We start from the raw sequence: 19,742 nt of genomic DNA, 5'->3' as shown, positions 1-19,742 counted from the left end.
GGTCTGTCGCACGAGTTGTTCAAGGATGAATGAATATGGACCTTACCTTCCACCAATCCACCCGCAACGCCCAACTGATCATCGCTGCGCGCTTGGTCTCGGACTTTGGTGCGTTTCTCAATATGGTGGCGCTGGCTACTTACGTTTATTTGCTCGGCAACAGCGCCATGAGCGTCGGGATCTTTCTCGCCAGCCGGGTGGCCGGTGGGATTTTTGCCAGTTTGATCGGCACAGCGTTTTATCGCCGTTGGGGCGGGCGCTTACCGCTGATAGCCTTCGATCTGCTGCGTGCCGGGCTGTTAGGCCTGTTGCTTGTGCTGCCGGTGTCGCAGCAGGGGCTAATGTTGCCGGTGATTGCGTTCGGCCTGGGATTCGGCAACTCGATGTTCGCCATCGGTCTGAACAGCCAGTTGCCTCACATGATCCAGGGTGAGCAATTGCTCAGGACCAACGCATGGATGACCTCGGCGTCATCGGGTGCGATGGTTGCAGGCAGCCTGGTCTCAGGGTTGCTGGTGGCGGGGTTTGGTTTTGAAACGGTGTTTGCGCTGAACGCCGTCACCTATTTGCTGGCGGCGATGTTTATTGTGCCGTTGCGTTTTTATCGCCCCGCGCCGAACGTGGGATCCGCACCTGTCAGTGGCGAATGGACCGCGCTGCGCCAAGGCCTGCGCAGCTCGCCGGTGATTGCCGCGATGCTGGTGTTGGCGATGGCCGATACCCTCGGCAGTGCGGCGCACAACGTGGGTTTCCCGATTATTTCCAAACTGCTGACACCCGAATCGGCCAGCACCACCCTGGGCCTGATGTTGGCGGTCTGGGCGTGCGGAAAATTCATCGGCGCGCGGATTGCCAGCCGTTTGCCGGGGTCGGAAAACTCAAACCTGGAGCGGCGCTTCTTCTTTGGCGTGTTGCTGATGTCCAGCGGCTTTATCCTGATGTTCCAGCAACAGAGCCTCTACGGTTTGCTGCTGTTTGCGTTGCCGGCGGGGCTGGGGGATGGGTTTTCAGAGGTCGGGCTGATGTCGCGCTTGCAGCGTGAACCGGACAGCCTGCGCCTGCCGATTTTCAGCTTCCTGACCTTGCTGCAAATGACCGGGTTCGGCGTCGGCATGTTGATCGCCGCGCCGTTTTATAACGTGTGGGGGCCCGGCGCGGTGGTGCTGCTGTTTCATGGAATTCCCCTCAGCACCCTGCTGGTGCTGAGGGTGTTGGTGATCAGGGGCGAGCGGGCTCGGCGCAGCAGCCCGACGCCAGCTCCTTGAGAATCGGGCAGTCCGGGCGATGATCGCCCTGACAATGCTCCACCAGATCCTGCAAGGTGTCGCGCAACTGGCCGAGCTCGCGGATTTTCTGGTTCAGCTCGTCGATGTGCTGGCGGGCCAGCGCCTTGACATCGGCGCTGGCCCGTTGGCGATCTTGCCAGAGGGTCAGCAGTTTGCCGACCTCTTCCAGGGAAAACCCAAGATCGCGTGAACGCTTGATGAACGCCAGGCTGTGCAGGTCCTGGTCGCCATAGAGGCGGTAGCCGCTGTCGGTGCGATGCGCGGCCTTGAGCAGGCCGATCGATTCGTAATAGCGAATCATCTTGGCGCTCAGGCCGCTGTGTCTGGCTGCTTGGCCGATGTTCATTCAACGTTCTCCAGGTCTTTCGGCTTCCAGGTCTTGAGCAGTAAAGCATTGCTCACCACGCTGACGCTGGACAAGGCCATCGCCGCGCCGGCGATGACCGGGTTGAGCAAACCGAAGGCCGCCAGCGGAATCCCGATCAGGTTGTAGACGAAGGCCCAGAACAGATTCTGGCGGATCTTCGCGTAGGTCTTGCGGCTGATCTCCAGCGCCGCCGGCACCAAGCGCGGATCGCCGCGCATCAAGGTGATCCCGGCCGCGTGCATCGCAACGTCGGTGCCGCCGCCCATGGCGATGCCGATATCCGCCGCCGCCAGCGCCGGAGCGTCGTTGATGCCGTCGCCGACCATCGCCACTACGCCGGTCTTTTTCAGTTCAGTGACGGTCGAGGCTTTTTCGGCCGGTAGCACTTCGGCGTGAACGTTGCTGATGCCCAGTGCTTCTGCAACCACTCGGGCGCTGCCACGGTTGTCACCCGTTAGCAGGTGACTGCCGATGTGTTGTTTGTTGAGTGCTTTGATCGCTTGCAGCGCACCGGGCTTGAGGGTGTCGCCAAAGGCAAACAGACCGAGCACCTTGGGCTCGGGGTTTTGTTCGATCAGCCATGACAAGGTTCGACCTTCGGCTTCCCAGGTGTTGGCGGAATCGGCCAAGGGGCCGGCGCTCAAGCCGCTTTCTTCCAGCAGACGGCGATTACCCAGCGCCAATTGGCGACCCTCCAGCGTGCCGGCAATGCCGCGCCCGGTCAGCGATTGGCTGGCGCTGACATCGGCCACCGGTAAGTCGCGCTCGGCGCAGGCGTCCAGCACGGCGTTGGCCAACGGGTGTTCGCTGCCGCGTTGCAGGGCGCCGGCCTGTTGCAGCAGGGTCGCTTCGTTGCCGTCGATGGCACTCAAGTGAGCGATGCGTGGTGTACCGGAAGTCAGTGTGCCGGTCTTGTCGAAAACCACCACGCTGACTTCATGGGCGCGTTCCAGCGCTTCGGCGTCCTTGATCAGAATCCCGTGACGCGCGGCCACACCGGTGCCGGCCATGATCGCGGTTGGTGTGGCCAGACCGAGGGCGCAAGGGCAGGCGATCACCAGCACCGCGACGGCGTTGATCACCGCCGTTTCCAGCGGCGCGCCGTAAAGCCACCAGCCGATCAACGTCGCCAAGGCCAACAGCAACACCACTGGTACGAACACCCGGCTGACTTTATCCACCAGCTTTTGAATCGGTGCCTTGCCGGCCTGGGCGTCTTCGACCAGACGGATGATCCGCGCCAACACGGTTTCCGCGCCCAAGGCCTGGGTCCGAACCAGCAATCGGCCTTCGCCGTTGATTGCACCGCCAGTGACCTTGTCGCCGGGTTGTTTTGGCACCGGCAGGCTTTCGCCGCTGATCAGCGCTTCGTCGGCATGGCTCTGGCCTTCGACTACTTCACCGTCCACCGGGAAGCGTTCGCCGGGTTTGACCAGTACCAGATCGCCCAAGCGCAGTGCGTTGATGGCGACGTCCTGTTCGCGGCCGTCGATCACCTGAATCGCCCGCTCCGGACGCAAGGCTTCAAGAGTGCGAATGGCGCTGGCGGTCTGGCGTTTGGCGCGGCTCTCAAGGTATTTGCCGAGCAATACCAGCGCGATCACCACGGCCGAGGCTTCGAAATAAAGATGAGGCATGCTGCCGGCGCTGGCGGTGGCCCACAGGTAAATGCTCAAGCCATAACCGGCGCTGGTGCCCAAGGCCACCAGCAGGTCCATGTTGCCCGCGCCAGCCCGCACGGCCTTCCAGGCGGCGACATAAAAGCGCGCACCGAAAATGAATTGTACCGGGGTCGCCAAGGCAAACTGTGCCCAGGCTGGAAGCATCCAGTGCAGGCCGAACGGCTGCACCAGCATCGGCAGCACCAGCGGCAAGGCCAGCACGATTGCCAGCAGCAAGCTCCAGCGCTCACGGCGCAGACGTTGTTCTTGATCATTATGGGTGGACTGCTCGGCTTGCCAGACGCTGGCGGTGTAACCGGCCTTGCTGACCGAACCGATCAATAGCTGTGGGTCGATCTGACCGAGCAGTTCGAGGTGGGCGCGTTCGTTGGCCAGGTTGACGCTGACGCTTTTCACCCCGGGGACTTTTTTCAAGGCCCGTTCGACCCGACCGGCACACGAGGCACAGGTCATGCCGCCGATGCTCAATTCGAGGTTGTGTGCCGGCACGTTGTATCCGGCTTGCTGCACCGCTTCCATCAGCGCCGGCAAGCTGTTGCGTGGGGCCTGGACGCGAGCTTGCTCGGTGGCCAGGTTGACGCTGACGGCGCTTGCACCCACAACGTTACTCAACGCACGCTCGACACGTCCGGCACAGCTTGCGCAGGTCATACCGGATATCGGCAGATCGAAGGTGGTGGAATCGGACATCGGTCTTACTCCCTGTAGAAATGATCTACAGGATCAACCTTGCCATGCTGGCAAGGTCAAGTCTCTTCTAAAAGATCGCAGCCTTTGGCAGCTCCTACACCAACGGCCGCTTCCCGTGTAGGAGCTGGCGCAGCCTGCGATCTTTTCGGGGTGGATCAATACCCCAATGGTGCCTTCTTGAGGTACATCCCTTGCTGATTCATGGCGATGCGGAATTTCAACAAGTCACCCGCCCGCAGCGTGATGTTCTGCGAACCCGGTGCCAGCATCCCGGCACTGCAACCTGGCGCCTGGCCGGGCAGCAGTTTGAGCCGCAAGGAGTAGTTTCCCGGCGGCAAGTTGAACGACGTGCTCTGCTCCTGGAACAACCGCGCCGATAGCTGATCCTGGATGTACACGCCAATCTCGCACGAGGTCGCGACTTCCAGGCGCTCGCGAGAAATGATCAACACACCGTAGTCTTCGGCGCTGGCCGAGGGCACGGCGGCGAAAAGACTGAGCATGCTGAATAGGCTGAAAGCTGACCAGCGCATGGCTGCATCTCCTGCTTTTGAGTCATTGATGACGAAGCTTGGCCGAGCGCGGCGACGATTGCCAGCCCGGCAGATCACTTCAGAACTTGACCTTGCTACTGTGGCAAGGTCAAGACTGGCTTCAACCTCATTAAAGGAGCTGCCTTATGCAAGTATTCAACGTTCAAGGAATGTCGTGCGGTCACTGTGTTCGGGCCATTACTCAAGCGCTGCAAGCCAAGGATCCGGCGGCCAGTGTTCGGGTCGACCTTGCGGCGAAGGAAGTCGGCGTCGAGAGCGGTGAGCTGTCGGCGGATCAAGTCATTAACCTGATCAGCGAAGAAGGTTATGAAGTGACGCTGGCCTGAACCTTTTTATTAGTTAGCGACCTATCGGAATGTTCAAGGCGTCCAGGCGCGGCTAGACTGTCGGGCTGCCGACTGACGTATAACTGGACGCCTGATGAACCTCCGTACCATTCTGATTCTTGGCGCCCTGAGCGCTTTCGGGCCGCTGGCCATCGATTTCTATCTGCCAGCCTTCCCGGCCATGGCGGCGGCTTTCGGCACCGACGAAAAACACGTCCAGTTGACCCTGGCGGCCTATTTCCTGGGCCTGTCGATTGGTCAGTTGGCTTATGGCCCGGTGGCCGATCGCTTCGGCAGGCGCATTCCATTGCTGGTGGGCGTTGGTCTGTTCACTCTGGCATCGCTGGTATGCGCGTTTGCGCCGAGCCTTGAGTGGCTTATCGCGGCACGTTTCGTCCAGGCCCTGGGCGGCTGCGCCGGGATGGTAATTTCCCGCGCAGTGGTCAGCGACAAGTGCGACGCGGTGGGTTCGGCGAAAGTTTTTTCCCAACTGATGCTGGTAATGGGCCTGGCACCGATTCTTGCGCCAATGCTCGGCGGTCTGCTGGTCAACCTGCATGGCTGGCAGTCGATCTTTATCGCCTTGACGGTGTTCAGTGCAGTGTCGGCTCTGGCGGTTGCAGTGGGCCTGCCGGAAAGCTTGCCGGCCAACCAGCCGCGTCAGCCATTGTCGGGTGCTCTGCGCCAGTACGGTCGACTGCTCTCTGACAGGATTTTCCTCGGTCATGCCTTGACCGGTGGCATCGCCATTGCCGGGATGTTTGCCTACATCGCCGGTTCGCCCTTCGTGTTCATCAAGCTTTACGGTGTCCCGGCCGAGCACTTCGGCTGGTTGTTCGGCACCAATGCGGCGGGCTTCATTCTGGTAGCGCAGGTCAATGCACGGTTGCTCTCCAAACGCGGTCCGGCCTTTTTGCTGGCGCGCACGGTATGGATTTATCTCGCGGCGGGCCTGAGCTTGCTAGCGGTGAGTTCACTGCATACCGAGCATTTGTGGCCGTTGCTGATCCCTCTGTTCATCTGCATTGCGAGCCTGGGTTGCATCATTCCCAATGCGTCGGCGTGCGCCATGAGTGGACAGGGCGCGCGCGCAGGCAGTGCCTCGGCGATGCTTGGTTGCTTGCAGTTCAGTGTTGCCGCAGGAGCGGCAGCGTTGGTGGGCGTGTTGCACGACGGCACCGCAATGCCCATGGCGATGGTCATCAGCCTGTGCGGAATTTTGGTGGTGAGCGTCGCGATGCTCACCCGTCGTCTGCAAATTGCCCGGGCAGCGCAAACCGTGGCTTGAGTCAGCCGGCTGCTCGTTGTTGGCGATCGGGAAGGGGATGAGGGGCGTGCAAGCGAGCCTCGAGGGTCGAGGTAAAAGCACGGGCTTCGGCTTCACTACGAAAGTTCACCGCGTGGTTGTCCAGGCGGACCTGCCACTGGGATTTTGCCAATTCTTTTATCAGGATATTCATTGCTGACTTCCTCACCTAAAGGATTGCACTGCGGGAGGCTCGATTGTAGACCTGAATTCGATCAAGTTCGTGACGTGTATCAACTCCTCAGACTGACGGCAAACGGGAGGTGGGCCTGACCGTTGCGGTGATCGTTTCAGTGATGATGCGGACGTGGTGCATCTGTGGGCGGTGGCTGGTGCCGGAATTGCCTACAAGTCCTGGCTGGATGTGGCCGGCGATGTCTTGGCCGGCCGCTTGAAAGTGCTGATGCCTGCGCTGCGAGCGCGCACCGCTGAATTTGCTGTGCGCCCATCGCGCTCAATTGAGTAAGCCGGTGAATCTGTTGAGTGAAATGCTCAAGTCACGATGTGCCCATTTGGCGGCTCAATTGCCAGCCATGATCGGTGCGGGCGAGTAGTCGCACGCAAATAGGGAAAATTCTGGCAGGAACTATCACCTCCAAAAGCTCCCTGCGGACAGGAACCGAAGATCATCGCGCATATACTAACGCCTGCCTGGTGTCGCACCGTTGTTAGCGAAGTTGCGACGTTTAGCTCAACGCGGTTGGACGCTGTGCTGATCGTTGTTGAGCCCGGTCGGGATTTTCGAAGAGATTCGTCGCATCCGTTGGTTGTACCGCCCGGCTTTTGGCGGTTTTCACGCCTTGGCCGGCAGCACATTACTGGTCAAGATGTCCCAGAGCAGTAGACAAATGATTCAACAGGGAGTGAATACATGGAACATGCACCTTGCATCAGCCAGATAGCCACGTTGCTGGCAGACCCGAAGCGTAGCGCGATGATGTGGGCCTTGATGGACGGTACTGCACGGCAATCCGATGAGTTGGCATTGCTGGCAGGCTTGTCGCCGTCATCGGCCAATGCGCACCTGGGGCGTTTGTCCAGCGGTGGACTGTTGAAAGTCGAGGAGCGTGGGCGCAAGCGGTTTTTCCGGCTTGCAGCTCCCGAAATCGGTGCGGCGGTTGAAGCGTTGGCCAGCGCAACTCTGGCCAGTTTGCCAGGCAAGGTTCCAGAGTTGCTCAAGCGCACCAGCCCATCGACGAAAGTGCGTACGGCGCCTTCGTCTTTGCTTCGGGCCAGGCTCTGTGACGACCATCTGGGGGGAAGCCTGGCGGCCGATCTGTATCAGCGGATGCTCGATGCCGGCTGGATCGAACAGCTGGACAAACGTGTCATCGTGACCCACAAAGGCGCCAATCAGCTAGCCACCCACGGCGTGTTCATTCAGGCCTTGGCTCACAGCACCTCCCGCGTAGTCTGCGCCTGCCCTGACTGGAGCGAGCGCCGACCGCACCTGGGCGGCACACTGGGGGCGGCAGTGTTGCAGTTGTTCATGCAGTCCGGATGGTTGAATCTGCCCAGCGACACGCGCGTTCTGCAGATCACGGCGGCCGGTCAGCGTGAAATTGATCTATTCGCCAAAGAGGTCGAGTTGGAAATGGCGCTCTAGCAGCACTTGAAATCGGCGTCTGTGGCCAGAGGTTCAGGCGTCGCTCAGAGCTGTGGCCAGGTCGTATCCAGCAATGGTTACCCCAGGCGATCCCGCACACTCGATTCGGGGATTATCGAATGGGGGCATACGGCATGGAAACGCAAGGCTATAGCGCGGCAGAACGTCTGGAACGACTACCCATCAGCGGTTATCACCGGATCATATTCATCATCATTGCCTTGGCGTTTTTCTTCGACTCCATGGATCTGGCAATGATGACGTTCCTTTTGGGGTCGATCAAAGCCGAGTTCGCTCTGAGTACGACACAGGCCGGGTTGCTGGCCAGTTCGAGCTTCTTCGGCATGGTGATCGGCGCGTCTTTGTCCGGGATGCTCGCCGACCGCTTCGGGCGCAAACCGGTGTTTCAGTGGAGCATCGTGTTGTGGGGCATTGCCAGTTACCTCTGTTCTACGGCGCAAACCGTCGAGATGCTGACGCTGTTTCGAGTTCTGCTGGGGATTGGCATGGGCATGGAGTTTCCGATTGCCCAATCAATGTTGTCCGAACTGATTCCGGCCAAACGGCGCGGGCGTTATATCGCGTTGATGGATGGTTTCTGGCCGTTGGGATTTGTCACGGCGGGCGTGCTGTCTTACTTCCTGTTACCGATAATTGGCTGGCGCGACATCTTTCTGGTGCTCGCGGTGCCGGCAGTGTTTGTCCTGGCGATCCGCTTCTTCATTCCTGAGTCACCACGCTGGCTGGAACAGGCTGGGCATCACGCGACAGCGGACAAGGTATTGCAGCGCATTGAAGACAAGGTGCGGGGCTCACTGGGGAGCGCCGATCTGCCGGAGCCGATTCGTTTGCCCAGAATCGAGAGTCGCCCGGGGCACTTCCTTTCGGCCTTGAATGAAATCTGGTCACCCTTGTACCGCCAACGCACGATGATGATCTGGAGCGTCTGGTTTTTTGCCTTGCTTGGCTTCTATGGCCTGACTTCCTGGCTCAGCGCTTTGCTGCAGCAGTCGGGGTTTGCCGTGACTCAGTCGGTGTATTACACCGTGCTGATTTCCCTTGGCGGGATTCCCGGTTTTCTCATGGCTGCCTGGCTGGTGGAGCGCTGGGGGCGCAAGCCGGTGTGCATCATCACCTTGCTCGGTGGTGGAGTGATGGCGTTTTTGTACGGGCAGAGCGCAGTGTTTGGCGGCAACGTCAGCCTGTTGATTAGTTCGGGCCTGCTGATGCAGTTCTTCCTGTTCGGCATGTGGGCTGTGCTCTACACCTATACGCCAGAGCTCTATCCCACTTCGGCGCGAGCGACCGGCTCCGGGTTTGCCTCGGCGATTGGCCGGGTCGGCTCGTTGCTCGGGCCATTGGTCACCGGGTTGGTGTTCCCGATAACAGGGCAGGGCGGGGTGTTCGCCTTGGGCGCGATGTGTTTCGCGGTTGCCGCGGGCGTGGTCTGGTTGTTCGGAATGGAGACGCGGGGCAAGACGCTGGAGGAGTTGAGCGAAGTGACGGTGGGTTAGCCCCAGAAAAGATCGCAGCCTGCGGCAGCTCCTACGCGTAAATCTGTAGGAGCTGCCGCAGGCTGCGATCTTTTGTTTTTTACGGTTTGACCAACCTGGCATCCAGGCTGTTCTGGGCCAGGCGCTTGGCCTGATCCTGGGTCATGCCCAAATGGGTATACAGCGCGTGGAAGTTCTCGGTGACATAACCGCCGAAGTACGCCGGGTCATCCGAGTTCACCGTGACCTTCACGCCACGCTCAAGCATGTCGAGGATGTTGTGCTGGGACATGTGATCGAACACGCACAGTTTGGTGTTGGACAGCGGGCAAACGGTCAACGGGATCTGCTCGTCAATGATCCGCTGCATCAGGCGTTCGTCTTCAATGGCGCGCACGCCATGGTCGATACGCTGGATTTTCAGCAGGTCGAGGGCTTCCCAGATGTACTCCGGCGGGCCTTCTTCACCGGCGTGAGCAACGGTCAGGAAACCTTCGTGACGGGCGCGATCGAACACGCGCTGGAACTTGCTTGGCGGGTGACCCATCTCTGAACTGTCCAGGCCGACGGCGACAAACGCATCACGGAACGGCAGCGCCTGGTCGAGGGTTTTCTCGGCTTCTTCTTCGCTCAAGTGACGCAGGAAGCTGAGGATCAAGCCGCTGGTGATGCCCAGTTGCTGCTCGCCATCTTTCAATGCGCTGGCGATGCCGTTAAGCACCACTTCGAACGGCACGCCACGGTCGGTATGGGTTTGCGGATCGAAGAACGGTTCGGTGTGAATCACGTTCTGCGCCTTGCAACGCAGCAGGTAGGCCCAGGTCAGGTCGTAGAAATCCTGAGAAGTGCGCAACACATCCGCGCCTTGGTAATACAGGTCCAGGAACTCTTGCAGGTTGTTGAAGGCATACGCCTTGCGCAGGGTTTCAACGTCGTTCCACGGCAGGGCGATCTTGTTGCGTTCGGCCAGGGCGAACAGCAACTCAGGCTCCAGCGAGCCTTCCAGGTGCAGGTGCAATTCTGCCTTGGGCAGGGCGTTCAGCCAGTCGTACATATTCTTTTCTCATCAGGTGCAGATGGTGAGCATTCTACAGATGCCTGTAGAAACAATGAGCAAAACCTGACCAGCCGGTTCATCAAACCACCTCCTGTTCCCGACGATAAACATAGGTGTCGGCAAACGTGGGCAAGGGCTAGCCCTTGCCCACGAAGGCGTCCGGTCAGATGCCGCTGATCAACTGCCGTGCCGCCTGACTGTGATCGGCAATCAAGCCTTTCAGGTCCAGCCCTTCGACTTGCCCGTCGATCACTCGCCATTTTCCGCCGATCATCACCCGGTCCGCACGATCCGCGCCACACAACAGTAATGCCGAGATCGGGTCATGGCTGCCGGAGAAGCGCAGTTCATCGAGTTTGAACAATGCCAGATCTGCTTGCTTGCCCACCGCCAGTTCGCCGATGTCGCTGCGACCGAGCAGCTTCGCCGAACCCTGAGTAGCCCAGCCCAGCACCAGCTCCGGGGTGATTTTCTCCGCGCCATAACGCAGTCGTTGCAGGTACAGCGCCTGACGGGTTTCGAGGATCATGTTCGAGGCGTCGTTGGACGCCGAACCGTCAACGCCCAGGCCCAGCGGTGCTCCGGCAGCCGTCAGCTCCAGGGTTGGGCAAATACCAGATGCCAGGCGCATGTTCGAACTCGGGCAATGGCAGATACCGGTACCCGCCGCGCCGAGGCGGGCGATTTCGTCGGGGTTGAAGTGGATGCCGTGGGCCAGCCAGGTGCGCGGACCGAGCCAGCCGACGCTGTCCAGATAATCCACGGTGCGCAGACCGAAGCGTTGCAGACAGAAGTCTTCTTCGTCGAGAGTTTCAGCGAGGTGGGTGTGCAGGCGCACGTCGAGTGTGTTCGCCAGTTCGGCGCTCGCCGACATGATTTGCGGCGTGACCGAGAACGGCGAGCAGGGCGCCAGGGCGATCTGGATGTGTGCGCCCTCGCCACGTTCGTGGTACTCGGCGATCAGGCGCTGGCTGTCGGCGAGAATCACTTCGCCTTGCTGCACGGTTTGCTGTGGCGGCAGGCCTCCATCCTTTTCGCCGAGGCTCATCGAGCCACGGGTCAACATGGCGCGCATGCCGAGCTCACGGACGCTCTCGACCTGTACGTCGATAGCATTTTCCAGTCCCTCGGGAAACAGGTAATGGTGGTCGGCGGCAGTGGTGCAACCCGACAGCAGCAATTCAGCCAAGGCCACCTTGGTCGCCAGCGCGAGTTTTTCAGGGGTCAGTCGAGCCCAAACCGGGTAGAGGGTTTTCAGCCAGGGGAACAGCGGCTGATTGACCACCGGCGCCCAGGCGCGGGTCAGGGTTTGATAGAAGTGATGGTGGGTGTTGATCAGTCCCGGCAGGATCACATGCTCACGGGCATCGAAGACTTGTCCACAGGGCGTCGCGGGTTGTTGGCCGATACCAAGCACTTCGACGATCAAACCGTCTTGCAGCACCAGGCCGCCACGGGCATCGAGGCCGTTGGCAGTGAAGATCGCGAGGGGATTTTTTAACCAGATACGGGTCGCAGGCATTTGCCGGCTCCTCTGAAAGTTGGGTTCAGGTTCGCCAGCTCAGTGTTGCCCTGTCTGCTGATCCAGGGTCGCCGCGGGGGACGAAGTGCCGAGTTTACTCAGGTTGCACGGTGGTAGCAAAAGATCGTTCGGACGATCTTTTCAGGCACTCACCAAGGAATTGTCTCACCCCGGTAGTTCACGAAATGATGCCCACCCTTGCCGGCATAGGCGTTCACCTGATCGACCAGCCCACGGGTGCTGGTATCGACATCGATGTCCGCGCCTTCACCGCCCATGTCGGTTTTCACCCAGCCCGGATGCAGCGACAGCACGGTCATTTTCTGTTCGCCCAACTGCGTGACGAAACTATTGGTCATTGAGTTCAGCGCCGCTTTGCTGGCCTTGTACAGTGCCAGTTCTGGCGCGTCAGGCATGGTCACGCTGCCGAGCACTGAACTCATGAATGCCAATACGCCGCTGCCTTTGCGGATTTGCCCAACGAAGCGCTGGGCCAGATTGATTGGCGCCACGGCGTTGGTGAAGAACAACTGACCAACTTCGGCCAGTGTCGCGCCACCCGGTGTCTGCACCTCAGGACCTTTGACGCCAGCGTTGACGAACAACAGGTCGAACACCTGGCCCTTGAGTTGTTGGCTGAGGGCGATCACCGCTTGCTGATCATCCATGTCGAGCTTTTCAATCTGTACCTTGCCCAGTGCTTGCAACGCCTCGGCATTCTTCGGGTTACGGACCGTGGCGGTGACGTGCCAGCCGTCAGCCAGCAGGGTTTTCACCAGCCCGAGGCCCAAGCCTCGTGAGGCGCCGATGATCAGTGCGGTCTTTACCGTAGACATGAGTGGCTTCCTTGAAAAAAGAGAGTCATGGGTTCAATGGACAACGTTGCCCGAGCCGTTGTTGCAGTTCCTGGCGTAACTCACCCAGTTCGGCAATTCGGGTTTCGATCAGGCTCAGTTTGTCTTGCAGCAGTTGGGTGATAGCACATTCCGGGTCCTTGGCCTGCCAGAGTGCGGCCACGCTGCTGCCGATCTCGCCAAGGGTAAACCCCAGGCGTTGTGCCGTCTTGATGTAGAGCACCAGTTGCACCATTTCCTCGGGATAGTCGCGATAGCCGTTGGCGCTGCGTTGAGCGGCGATCAATCCGCGCTGCTCGTAGAAACGCAAGGTATCGCGGCTGACAGCACTGGCCAGGGCTAATTCACCGATGCGCATTTTTACTACTCATTGTGGCTTGACCCTGGAGCATACTCCAGGCTTTAGCCTGTTTGCTCCTCGAATTATTGGAGCAGTATTCATGTGGACCCCTTCGCAGTACCGAAATCTGGTGCGCAGCAGTGCCTGGTATGACCTGATCGTCACCGCTGCATTTGTCACTCCCTGGACGTTTACCGCGTTGCACGGCTTGCTATTGAGCCTCAGCCAAACCTTGAACCTGCCGGGCGAAGTGCCGCCGTTCGAACCCATGCATCTGTTGATGGCGAATTTGATGGGCTCGATCGTTTGTGTCTGGTCGGTTCTGCGCATACGCGATCCACAGCAGGTGTATGGCCGTTATGACGCAGCAGGAAGATTCCTGTTTGCCAGCTGGCAGGCGTATGCGCTGGCCCATGGCGTGACTTCTCTGCTGACGGTTTTCCTGTTCTTTGAGTTGGCGTGGGGCGTTGCTCAAGTATTGCCTGTGCGGCAGTTATCGTCGGATCTGCGCCCGGAGCTTGCTCGCGATGAGGTCGTGACGATTCACCTCTAGTGTCCGGCCCGCCTCAGGCACTACTTCAGGGCAAGGTGCAGGGTCGGGTGCAGATTTGGCTCCCGGTTAAATGGTTAAAAAATGACCATGTGGCTGCGGCCTATGCCGGCTATGCGACTGCGCCAGCCATGAACGGGTTATCCACAGGTTGCTCCACAGTATTTGTGCGCAAGCCAAAAGCCCGGGCATAAGCACTAAGAGGCTTTGTTCTAATGGTGCTAAACCGCTCTAACTGATTGTTTTGCAGTGGAATTGGACGCGTGGATGGCCAATTGAACAAAAAGTGAGCAGCGGCCGCAAAGCCACGTTGCAGAAGGGGTACAGCGCTGTGTACTCAGGTTATCCACAGTCGGGTGCACAGCGGTTGTGGGCAAGTATCGGGAATGTTGGCATGACATCAATGCCCCAAAAGATCGCAGCAATACGGGCGAACATCGATCCCTTGTAGGAGCTGCCGCAGGCTGCGATCTTTTGATCTTGCCTTCTACCGATGCAACAAAATCCGCCCGCGACTCAAATCCGCCAGTTGACGCTGCAAGGTATCGATCTGCGTCTCACCGACGGCCAGTTTCAGTTCCACACCATTGGAGGTGAAGGTTTCTTCCACCACCAACCCGCCCAGTTCCGCCACGCGCAGATTAACCAGCGCCAATTCGCTGAAGCTGCAGGCACAACGGATCGGCACTCGGCTGATCAGGGGAATCCGTTCGGCGCCTTGCAGGCATTTATTGGCGCTGCCGCCATAGGCCCGTGCGAGACCGCCGGTGCCCAGTTGAATGCCGCCGTACCAGCGAATCACCACGACTGCGACCTGATCGCAGTCCTGCGCTTCGATCGCCGCGAGTATCGGTCGGCCAGCGGTGCCGCCCGGTTCGCCGTCGTCATTGCTGCGGTACTGATCGGCGAGTTTCCAGGCCCAGCAATTGTGTGAAGCGTTGAGGTCGCTGTGCTGCTCGATAAACGTCTGCGCCTCGGCAGCGCTGGTGATCGGTGCCGCGAGGGCGATGAAGCGGCTTTTGCGAATCTCTTCGCGGTATTCGCAAAGGCCTGCAAGGGTAAAAGGCATGGCTGAATGTCTTAAATGGCTGGAGTGAGGCCGCAGCCTTTAAGAATGATACGGATCAGGTTATCGCTGGCGTCCACCATGTCCTGTTTTGTCAGTTTGGTACGGCCGGTGACGCGGCAGATTTGTGTGGCGAAATCGGCGTAATGCTGGGTGCTGCCCCACAACAGGAAGATCAGGTTCACCGGGTCGACAGGGTCCATCTTGCCGGCGTCGATCCAGGCTTGAAACACGTTCGCGCGGCCCTGGAACCAGGTGCGGTAATCCTGATTGAAGTATTCGGTCAGGCATTCACCACCGCTGATGACTTCCATGGCGAACACCCGTGAGGCTTGTGGCTGGCGGCGGGAGAACTCCATCTTGGCGCGAATGTAGCGGGTCAGCGCTTCGGCGGGGTCATCTTCGGCCGTCAGGGTGTTGAAGGTGCTGTCCCACAACTGAATGATGTTGCTCAACACCCCGATGTAAAGCCCGAGCTTGTTAGTGAAGTAGTAATGCAGGTTGGCCTTGGGCAGCCCGGCGTTTTGCGCGATGGTGTTCATGCTGGTGCCTTTGAAACCGTGACGAGCGAATTCGATTTCGGCGGCTTTGAGGATCGCTTCTTCGTTCTTCTGACGAATGCGGCTGGCAGGCTTACCTGCGTGGGCTGGGACTTCAAAGGTCATGGGCGGTTCCGAGCGGGTCAGTGGGTGCACCGTGCGTTGATAGCGCAACCACAGGAATCCGACAAGTCTTGTCACCATAAAAGCCTTAAAACGGGGCTTTCAGAGGGTTCAGCGGGTCGCCGCGAGGCTCTCCAGAAAGCTTTCCAGTACCAAATGCGGGCGACGCCCCTTGCGTGTGACCGATGCCAGGCTCAGGTCATAGAAACGTGCGTCGGGTTTGAGCGCGCGCAAGCGACCTTGCTGCACCCACAGGCTGGCGTAGTGGTCTGGCAGGTAACCGATGTAGCGCCCGGTCAGAATCAGAAACGCCATGCCCTCGCGGTCCGATGCGCTGGCGGTGCAATTGAGTGCCTGGTAGTGCGCCTGGATCTCGGCCGGTAAACGGAAGGTCGGGGCGATCGCGTCCTGGCTATTGAGGCGTTCATCGTCCAGCTGTTTATCGTCGACATAAAACAGCGGATGGCCGACTGCGCAATAAAGCAGCGAGCGCTCGCTGTACAGCGGTTGATACTCCAGGCCGGACAAGGCGCTGGCCTGTGGCACCACGCCGACATGCAAGCGACCATCGAGCACACCTTGTTCGACTTCATTGGGCGCGATCATGCGGATCTGAATCTGAACGTCCGGCCCACGCTCTTTCAATTGCGCCAGTGCGTGGGTGATGCGCATGTGGGGCAGGGTGACGAGGTTGTCGGTCAGGCCGATGGTCAACTCTCCGCGCAAGTGTCGGTGCAGCCCGTTGACCTCGGTGCGAAAACTTTCCAGCGCACTTAATAGCTGCAACGCCGATTGATAGACCTCGCGGCCTTCTTCGGTCAGTGAGAACCCGGCTCGACCACGCTGACACAAGCGCAGACCCAGTCGTTGTTCAAGATCGCTCATTTGCTGACTGATGGCCGAGCGTCCAATCCCGAGCACACTTTCCGCCGCGGAGAAGCCGCCGCATTCGACCACGCTGCGAAAGATCCGCAGCAGCCGGATATCAAAGTCGCTGACTTGCGCCAGTGGGTCGGGTCGACGGCTGCTCATGTTTCTTACTCAAAAGTTTAGTGGGGGTCTGACTGAAGGTTAGAAAAGTTGTATTTCACAGACTTTATCGCCGTGGCAACTTAGCTGCAAGAACGCTTTGAATCCCTGCGCCGCTTATTGCCCTGCGAGGTTTTGCTCATGAACGTGCCTGAAAACGCCCCGGTCTCCCTGGCCAGCCAGCTCAAACTCGATGCCCACTGGATGCCGTACACCGCCAACCGTAACTTCCAGCGTGACCCGCGCTTGATCGTTGCCGCTGAAGGCAGCTACCTGATCGACGACAAGGGTCGTAAAGTCTATGACTCGCTGTCCGGTCTGTGGACCTGCGGCGCCGGGCATACCCGCAAGGAAATCCAGGAAGCGGTGGCCAAGCAGTTGGGCACCCTCGATTACTCGCCGGGCTTCCAGTACGGTCACCCACTGTCGTTCCAGCTCGCCGAGAAAATCACCGAGCTGACCCCGGGTAATCTGAATCACGTGTTCTTCACTGACTCGGGCTCCGAATGCGCCGATACGGCAGTGAAGATGGTCCGCGCTTACTGGCGTCTGAAAGGCCAGTCGACCAAAACCAAAATGATCGGCCGTGCCCGTGGTTACCACGGTGTGAACATCGCCGGCACCAGCCTGGGCGGCGTTAACGGCAACCGTAAGCTGTTTGGCCAGGCGATGATGGACGTCGACCATCTGCCGCACACCCTGTTGACCAGCAACGCCTATTCCCGTGGCATGCCGAAAGAGGGCGGTATCGCCCTGGCTGATGAGCTGCTCAAACTGATCGAACTGCACGACGCCTCGAACATTGCTGCGGTGTTCGTCGAGCCAATGGCCGGTTCTGCCGGTGTACTGGTTCCGCCGCAGGGTTACCTCAAGCGTCTGCGCGAAATCTGCGATCAGCACAACATCCTGCTGGTGTTCGATGAAGTCATCACCGGCTTCGGTCGTACCGGTTCAATGTTCGGCGCTGACAGCTTCGGCGTGACCCCGGACCTGATGTGCATCGCCAAGCAAGTCACCAACGGCGCGATCCCGATGGGCGCGGTGATCGCCAGTTCGGAGATCTATCAGACTTTCATGAATCAGGCGACGCCGGAATACGCGGTGGAGTTCCCGCACGGTTACACCTATTCCGCGCACCCGGTGGCCTGCGCTGCTGGCCTGGCGGCCCTCGACCTGTTGCAAAAGGAAAACCTGGTGCAGAGCGTGGCCGACGTTGCGCCGCATTTCGAGAATGCCCTCCACGGTCTGAAAGGTTCGAAGAACGTCATCGACATTCGTAACTACGGCCTGGCCGGTGCGATCCAGATCGCTGCGCGCGACGGCGACGCCATCGTGCGTCCATTCGAGGCGGGTATGGCGCTGTGGAGGGCGGGTTTCTATGTGCGCTTCGGCGGCGACACTCTGCAGTTCGGCCCAACCTTCAACAGCAAGCCGCAGGATCTTGATCGTCTGTTCGATGCGGTCGGCGAAGTACTGAACAAGATCGATTGATTAGCCCTTCTATATAAGAACCAACAACGGACGCGCAGCGATGCGCGCCTGTGGACAACTTTTCAGGAGCCCCGCATGAGCCTCATCCCGCATTTGATCAATGGCGAACTGGTGACCGATAAAGGTCGCAGCGCTGACGTGTTCAACCCGTCTACCGGCCAGCCGATCCATAAAGTGCCACTGGCCAGCCGTGAAACCATTCAACAGGCGATCGACGCCGCCAAGGCTGCGTTCCCGGCCTGGCGCAATACGCCACCGGCCAGGCGCGCCCAAGTGATGTTCCGCTTCAAGCAATTGCTGGAGCAGAACGAAGCGCGTATTGCTCAATTGATCAGTGAAGAACATGGCAAGACGCTGGAAGACGCTGCGGGCGAATTGAAGCGCGGTATCGAAAACGTCGAGTTCGCCTGTGCGGCACCGGAAATTCTCAAAGGCGAGTACAGCCGTAACGTCGGCCCGAACATCGATGCCTGGTCGGATTTCCAGCCATTGGGCGTGGTGGCCGGCATCACGCCGTTCAACTTCCCGGCGATGGTGCCGCTGTGGATGTATCCGCTGGCGATCGTCTGCGGTAACTGCTTCATCCTCAAACCATCCGAGCGTGATCCAAGTTCAACGTTGCTGATCGCTCAGCTCCTGCTCGAAGCTGGCCTGCCGAAAGGCGTGTTGAGCGTGGTTCACGGTGACAAGGCTGCGGTCGATGCGTTGATCGAAGCACCTGAAGTCAAAGCACTGAGCTTCGTTGGCTCGACACCGATTGCCGAATACATCTACGCCGAAGGTACCAAGCGCGGCAAACGTGTCCAGGCGCTGGGCGGAGCGAAGAACCACGCGGTGCTGATGCCGGATGCCGATCTGGATAACGCAGTCAGTGCTCTGATGGGCGCGGCTTATGGTTCCTGCGGCGAGCGTTGCATGGCGATCTCGGTAGCCGTGTGCGTCGGCGATCAGGTAGCGGATGCGCTGGTGGCCAAACTGGTCCCGCAAATCAAGGCGCTGAAAATCGGTGCCGGCACTTCGTGCGGTCTGGACATGGGGCCACTGGTTTCCGGTCAAGCTCGTGACAAAGTCAGTGGCTATATAGAAGATGGCGTTTCTTCCGGTGCTTCCCTGGTCGTCGATGGGCGTGGCCTGAGCGTTGCCGGTCATGAGGAAGGCTTCTTCCTGGGGGGCTGCCTGTTCGATAACGTCACGTCCGAGATGCGCATCTATAAAGAAGAGATTTTCGGGCCGGTGCTCTGCGTCGTCCGGGTCAATAGCCTGGAAGAGGCCATGCAACTGATCAACGATCACGAATATGGCAACGGTACCTGCATCTTTACCCGTGACGGGGAAGCGGCGCGGTTGTTCTGCGACGAGATCGAAGTCGGCATGGTTGGGGTCAACGTTCCGCTGCCGGTTCCAGTGGCGTATCACAGCTTTGGTGGCTGGAAGCGCTCGCTGTTTGGTGATCTGCATGCGTATGGCCCGGATGGTGTGCGTTTCTACACCCGTCGCAAGGCGATTACCCAGCGCTGGCCACAGCGAGCGAGCCATGAGGCCTCGCAGTTCGCATTCCCTAGCTTGTAAGTAGAAGGGCAGAAGGCCGGTCCGCTTCTTTATAAGAGGTGGACCGGTCTTCGTGTTTTTGGGGCTTTTTGACTGATATGACAGATTTATGAAATTAGGTGTTGACGGCAGATTCTGGAAGTCTATAATTCGCCCCACTTCCGGCGCAGTCGAAACGTAAAACTCCTTGGAAAACAAAGAGTTACGCAGTTTTCGACAGCGGTTACGCTTCAGTTCATCGAAGCCTGAAGGAGTTGAAAGAGTGGTGGTGTTTGGCTCTTTTGACGGTTCGATCTTCTCGGTCGAAAGCGGA

19 protein-coding genes and 1 pseudogene are annotated in these 19,742 nt (G+C 59.3%); 9 read left to right on the top strand and 11 right to left on the bottom strand.

The features are described from left to right. The first annotated feature begins 35 nt into the window (after nucleotides 1–35). Nucleotides 36–1,265, top strand: coding sequence for an MFS transporter (locus tag BLL42_RS10250; protein WP_129586945.1), 1,230 nt, complete (start codon nucleotides 36–38; stop codon nucleotides 1,263–1,265). Here the strand turns inward: BLL42_RS10250 and cueR are convergent. The 3 genes from cueR to BLL42_RS10235 form a co-directional block, all read right to left on the bottom strand. Next, nucleotides 1,219–1,632 carry a Cu(I)-responsive transcriptional regulator gene (gene cueR, locus BLL42_RS10245; protein ID WP_071551951.1) on the bottom strand — a complete coding sequence of 138 codons (414 nt, stop codon included), beginning with the start codon at nucleotides 1,630–1,632 and terminating at the stop codon, nucleotides 1,219–1,221. The genes BLL42_RS10250 and cueR overlap by 47 nt on opposite strands. Next, on the bottom strand, nucleotides 1,629–4,025 hold the full coding sequence (locus tag BLL42_RS10240) for a heavy metal translocating P-type ATPase (RefSeq protein WP_071551950.1): 2,397 nt from the start codon (nucleotides 4,023–4,025) through the stop codon (nucleotides 1,629–1,631). The genes cueR and BLL42_RS10240 overlap by 4 nt, the downstream gene beginning before the upstream one ends. A 155-nt stretch (nucleotides 4,026–4,180) precedes the next feature. Further along, entirely contained in the window at nucleotides 4,181–4,558 is a 378-nt protein-coding gene (locus BLL42_RS10235; RefSeq protein WP_071551949.1) for a hypothetical protein, read from the bottom strand. A 146-nt stretch (nucleotides 4,559–4,704) separates the two neighbouring features. Here BLL42_RS10235 and BLL42_RS10230 point away from each other — a divergent pair, with 146 nt between their 5' ends. Both BLL42_RS10230 and BLL42_RS10225 read left to right on the top strand, forming a co-directional pair. Then, nucleotides 4,705–4,905, top strand: coding sequence for a heavy-metal-associated domain-containing protein (locus tag BLL42_RS10230; RefSeq protein WP_071551948.1), 201 nt, complete (start codon nucleotides 4,705–4,707; stop codon nucleotides 4,903–4,905). A gap of 94 nt (nucleotides 4,906–4,999) precedes the next feature. Further along, nucleotides 5,000–6,193 (top strand): multidrug effflux MFS transporter, encoded by a 1,194-nt coding sequence (locus BLL42_RS10225; protein WP_071551947.1) that lies wholly within the window; start codon nucleotides 5,000–5,002, stop codon nucleotides 6,191–6,193. 1 nt (nucleotide 6,194) lies between these two features. On the opposite strand, the gene BLL42_RS30195 is transcribed toward BLL42_RS10225, so the two are convergent. Further along, nucleotides 6,195–6,365, bottom strand: coding sequence for a hypothetical protein (locus BLL42_RS30195; RefSeq protein WP_167368536.1), 171 nt, complete (start codon nucleotides 6,363–6,365; stop codon nucleotides 6,195–6,197). A 94-nt stretch (nucleotides 6,366–6,459) separates the two neighbouring features. Here BLL42_RS30195 and vimR point away from each other — a divergent pair. The 3 genes and pseudogenes from vimR to BLL42_RS10210 form a co-directional block, all read left to right on the top strand. Further along, a pseudogene (gene vimR, locus BLL42_RS10220) lies at nucleotides 6,460–6,765 on the top strand (transcription regulator VimR); the annotation flags it as partial. 317 nt (nucleotides 6,766–7,082) lie between these two features. Then, nucleotides 7,083–7,817, top strand: a complete 735-nt coding sequence (locus tag BLL42_RS10215; RefSeq protein ID WP_071551946.1) for an ArsR/SmtB family transcription factor — start codon at nucleotides 7,083–7,085, stop codon at nucleotides 7,815–7,817. A gap of 134 nt (nucleotides 7,818–7,951) precedes the next feature. Further along, nucleotides 7,952–9,331, top strand: a complete 1,380-nt coding sequence (locus tag BLL42_RS10210; RefSeq protein ID WP_071555730.1) for an MFS transporter — start codon at nucleotides 7,952–7,954, stop codon at nucleotides 9,329–9,331. 79 nt (nucleotides 9,332–9,410) lie between these two features. On the opposite strand, the gene BLL42_RS10205 is transcribed toward BLL42_RS10210, so the two are convergent. The 4 genes from BLL42_RS10205 to BLL42_RS10190 all read right to left on the bottom strand — a co-directional run bounded on the left by BLL42_RS10205 (nucleotide 9,411) and on the right by BLL42_RS10190 (nucleotide 13,101). Beyond that, nucleotides 9,411–10,364 (bottom strand): adenosine deaminase, encoded by a 954-nt coding sequence (locus BLL42_RS10205; protein ID WP_071551945.1) that lies wholly within the window; start codon nucleotides 10,362–10,364, stop codon nucleotides 9,411–9,413. A 166-nt stretch (nucleotides 10,365–10,530) separates the two neighbouring features. Further along, on the bottom strand, nucleotides 10,531–11,889 hold the full coding sequence (locus BLL42_RS10200) for an 8-oxoguanine deaminase (RefSeq protein ID WP_071551944.1): 1,359 nt from the start codon (nucleotides 11,887–11,889) through the stop codon (nucleotides 10,531–10,533). Between the two features lie 149 nt (nucleotides 11,890–12,038). Next, entirely contained in the window at nucleotides 12,039–12,725 is a 687-nt protein-coding gene (locus tag BLL42_RS10195; protein WP_071551943.1) for an SDR family oxidoreductase, read from the bottom strand. Nucleotides 12,726–12,750: 25 nt separating this feature from the next. Then, a complete protein-coding gene (locus BLL42_RS10190) occupies nucleotides 12,751–13,101 on the bottom strand; it encodes a MerR family transcriptional regulator (RefSeq protein WP_071551942.1) in 351 nt (116 codons plus the stop codon). An 82-nt stretch (nucleotides 13,102–13,183) separates the two neighbouring features. Here BLL42_RS10190 and BLL42_RS10185 point away from each other — a divergent pair, with 82 nt between their 5' ends. Continuing rightward, the gene (locus BLL42_RS10185) at nucleotides 13,184–13,636 is read left to right on the top strand and encodes a hypothetical protein (protein ID WP_071551941.1); all 453 of its coding nucleotides are present in this window, start codon (nucleotides 13,184–13,186) and stop codon (nucleotides 13,634–13,636) included. Between the two features lie 484 nt (nucleotides 13,637–14,120). Here BLL42_RS10185 and BLL42_RS10180 read toward each other — a convergent pair whose 3' ends face one another. From BLL42_RS10180 to BLL42_RS10170, 3 genes are all read right to left on the bottom strand, one after another. Further along, the gene (locus BLL42_RS10180; RefSeq protein ID WP_071551940.1) at nucleotides 14,121–14,702 is read right to left on the bottom strand and encodes an IMPACT family protein; all 582 of its coding nucleotides are present in this window, start codon (nucleotides 14,700–14,702) and stop codon (nucleotides 14,121–14,123) included. Nucleotides 14,703–14,713: 11 nt separating this feature from the next. Next, nucleotides 14,714–15,364: a TetR/AcrR family transcriptional regulator gene (locus BLL42_RS10175; RefSeq protein ID WP_071551939.1), complete on the bottom strand. Its 651-nt coding sequence runs from the start codon at nucleotides 15,362–15,364 to the stop codon at nucleotides 14,714–14,716. A 108-nt stretch (nucleotides 15,365–15,472) separates the two neighbouring features. Beyond that, nucleotides 15,473–16,393 carry a LysR family transcriptional regulator gene (locus BLL42_RS10170; RefSeq protein WP_071551938.1) on the bottom strand — a complete coding sequence of 307 codons (921 nt, stop codon included), beginning with the start codon at nucleotides 16,391–16,393 and terminating at the stop codon, nucleotides 15,473–15,475. A gap of 138 nt (nucleotides 16,394–16,531) precedes the next feature. On the opposite strand from BLL42_RS10170, the gene aptA reads away from it, so the two are divergent. Further along, entirely contained in the window at nucleotides 16,532–17,881 is a 1,350-nt protein-coding gene (gene aptA, locus BLL42_RS10165) for an omega-aminotransferase AptA (RefSeq protein ID WP_071551937.1), read from the top strand. Between the two features lie 75 nt (nucleotides 17,882–17,956). Continuing rightward, nucleotides 17,957–19,450, top strand: a complete 1,494-nt coding sequence (locus BLL42_RS10160) for a CoA-acylating methylmalonate-semialdehyde dehydrogenase (protein WP_071551936.1) — start codon at nucleotides 17,957–17,959, stop codon at nucleotides 19,448–19,450. The last annotated feature ends 292 nt before the right edge of the window (nucleotides 19,451–19,742 follow it).

The organism is Pseudomonas frederiksbergensis (genome assembly GCF_001874645.1).
In the GTDB taxonomy this organism is placed as follows: domain Bacteria; phylum Pseudomonadota; class Gammaproteobacteria; order Pseudomonadales; family Pseudomonadaceae; genus Aquipseudomonas; species Aquipseudomonas frederiksbergensis_B.
The sequence above is the reverse complement of the archived record's forward strand: the minus strand, read 5'-3'. Positions and strand labels throughout refer to the sequence as shown.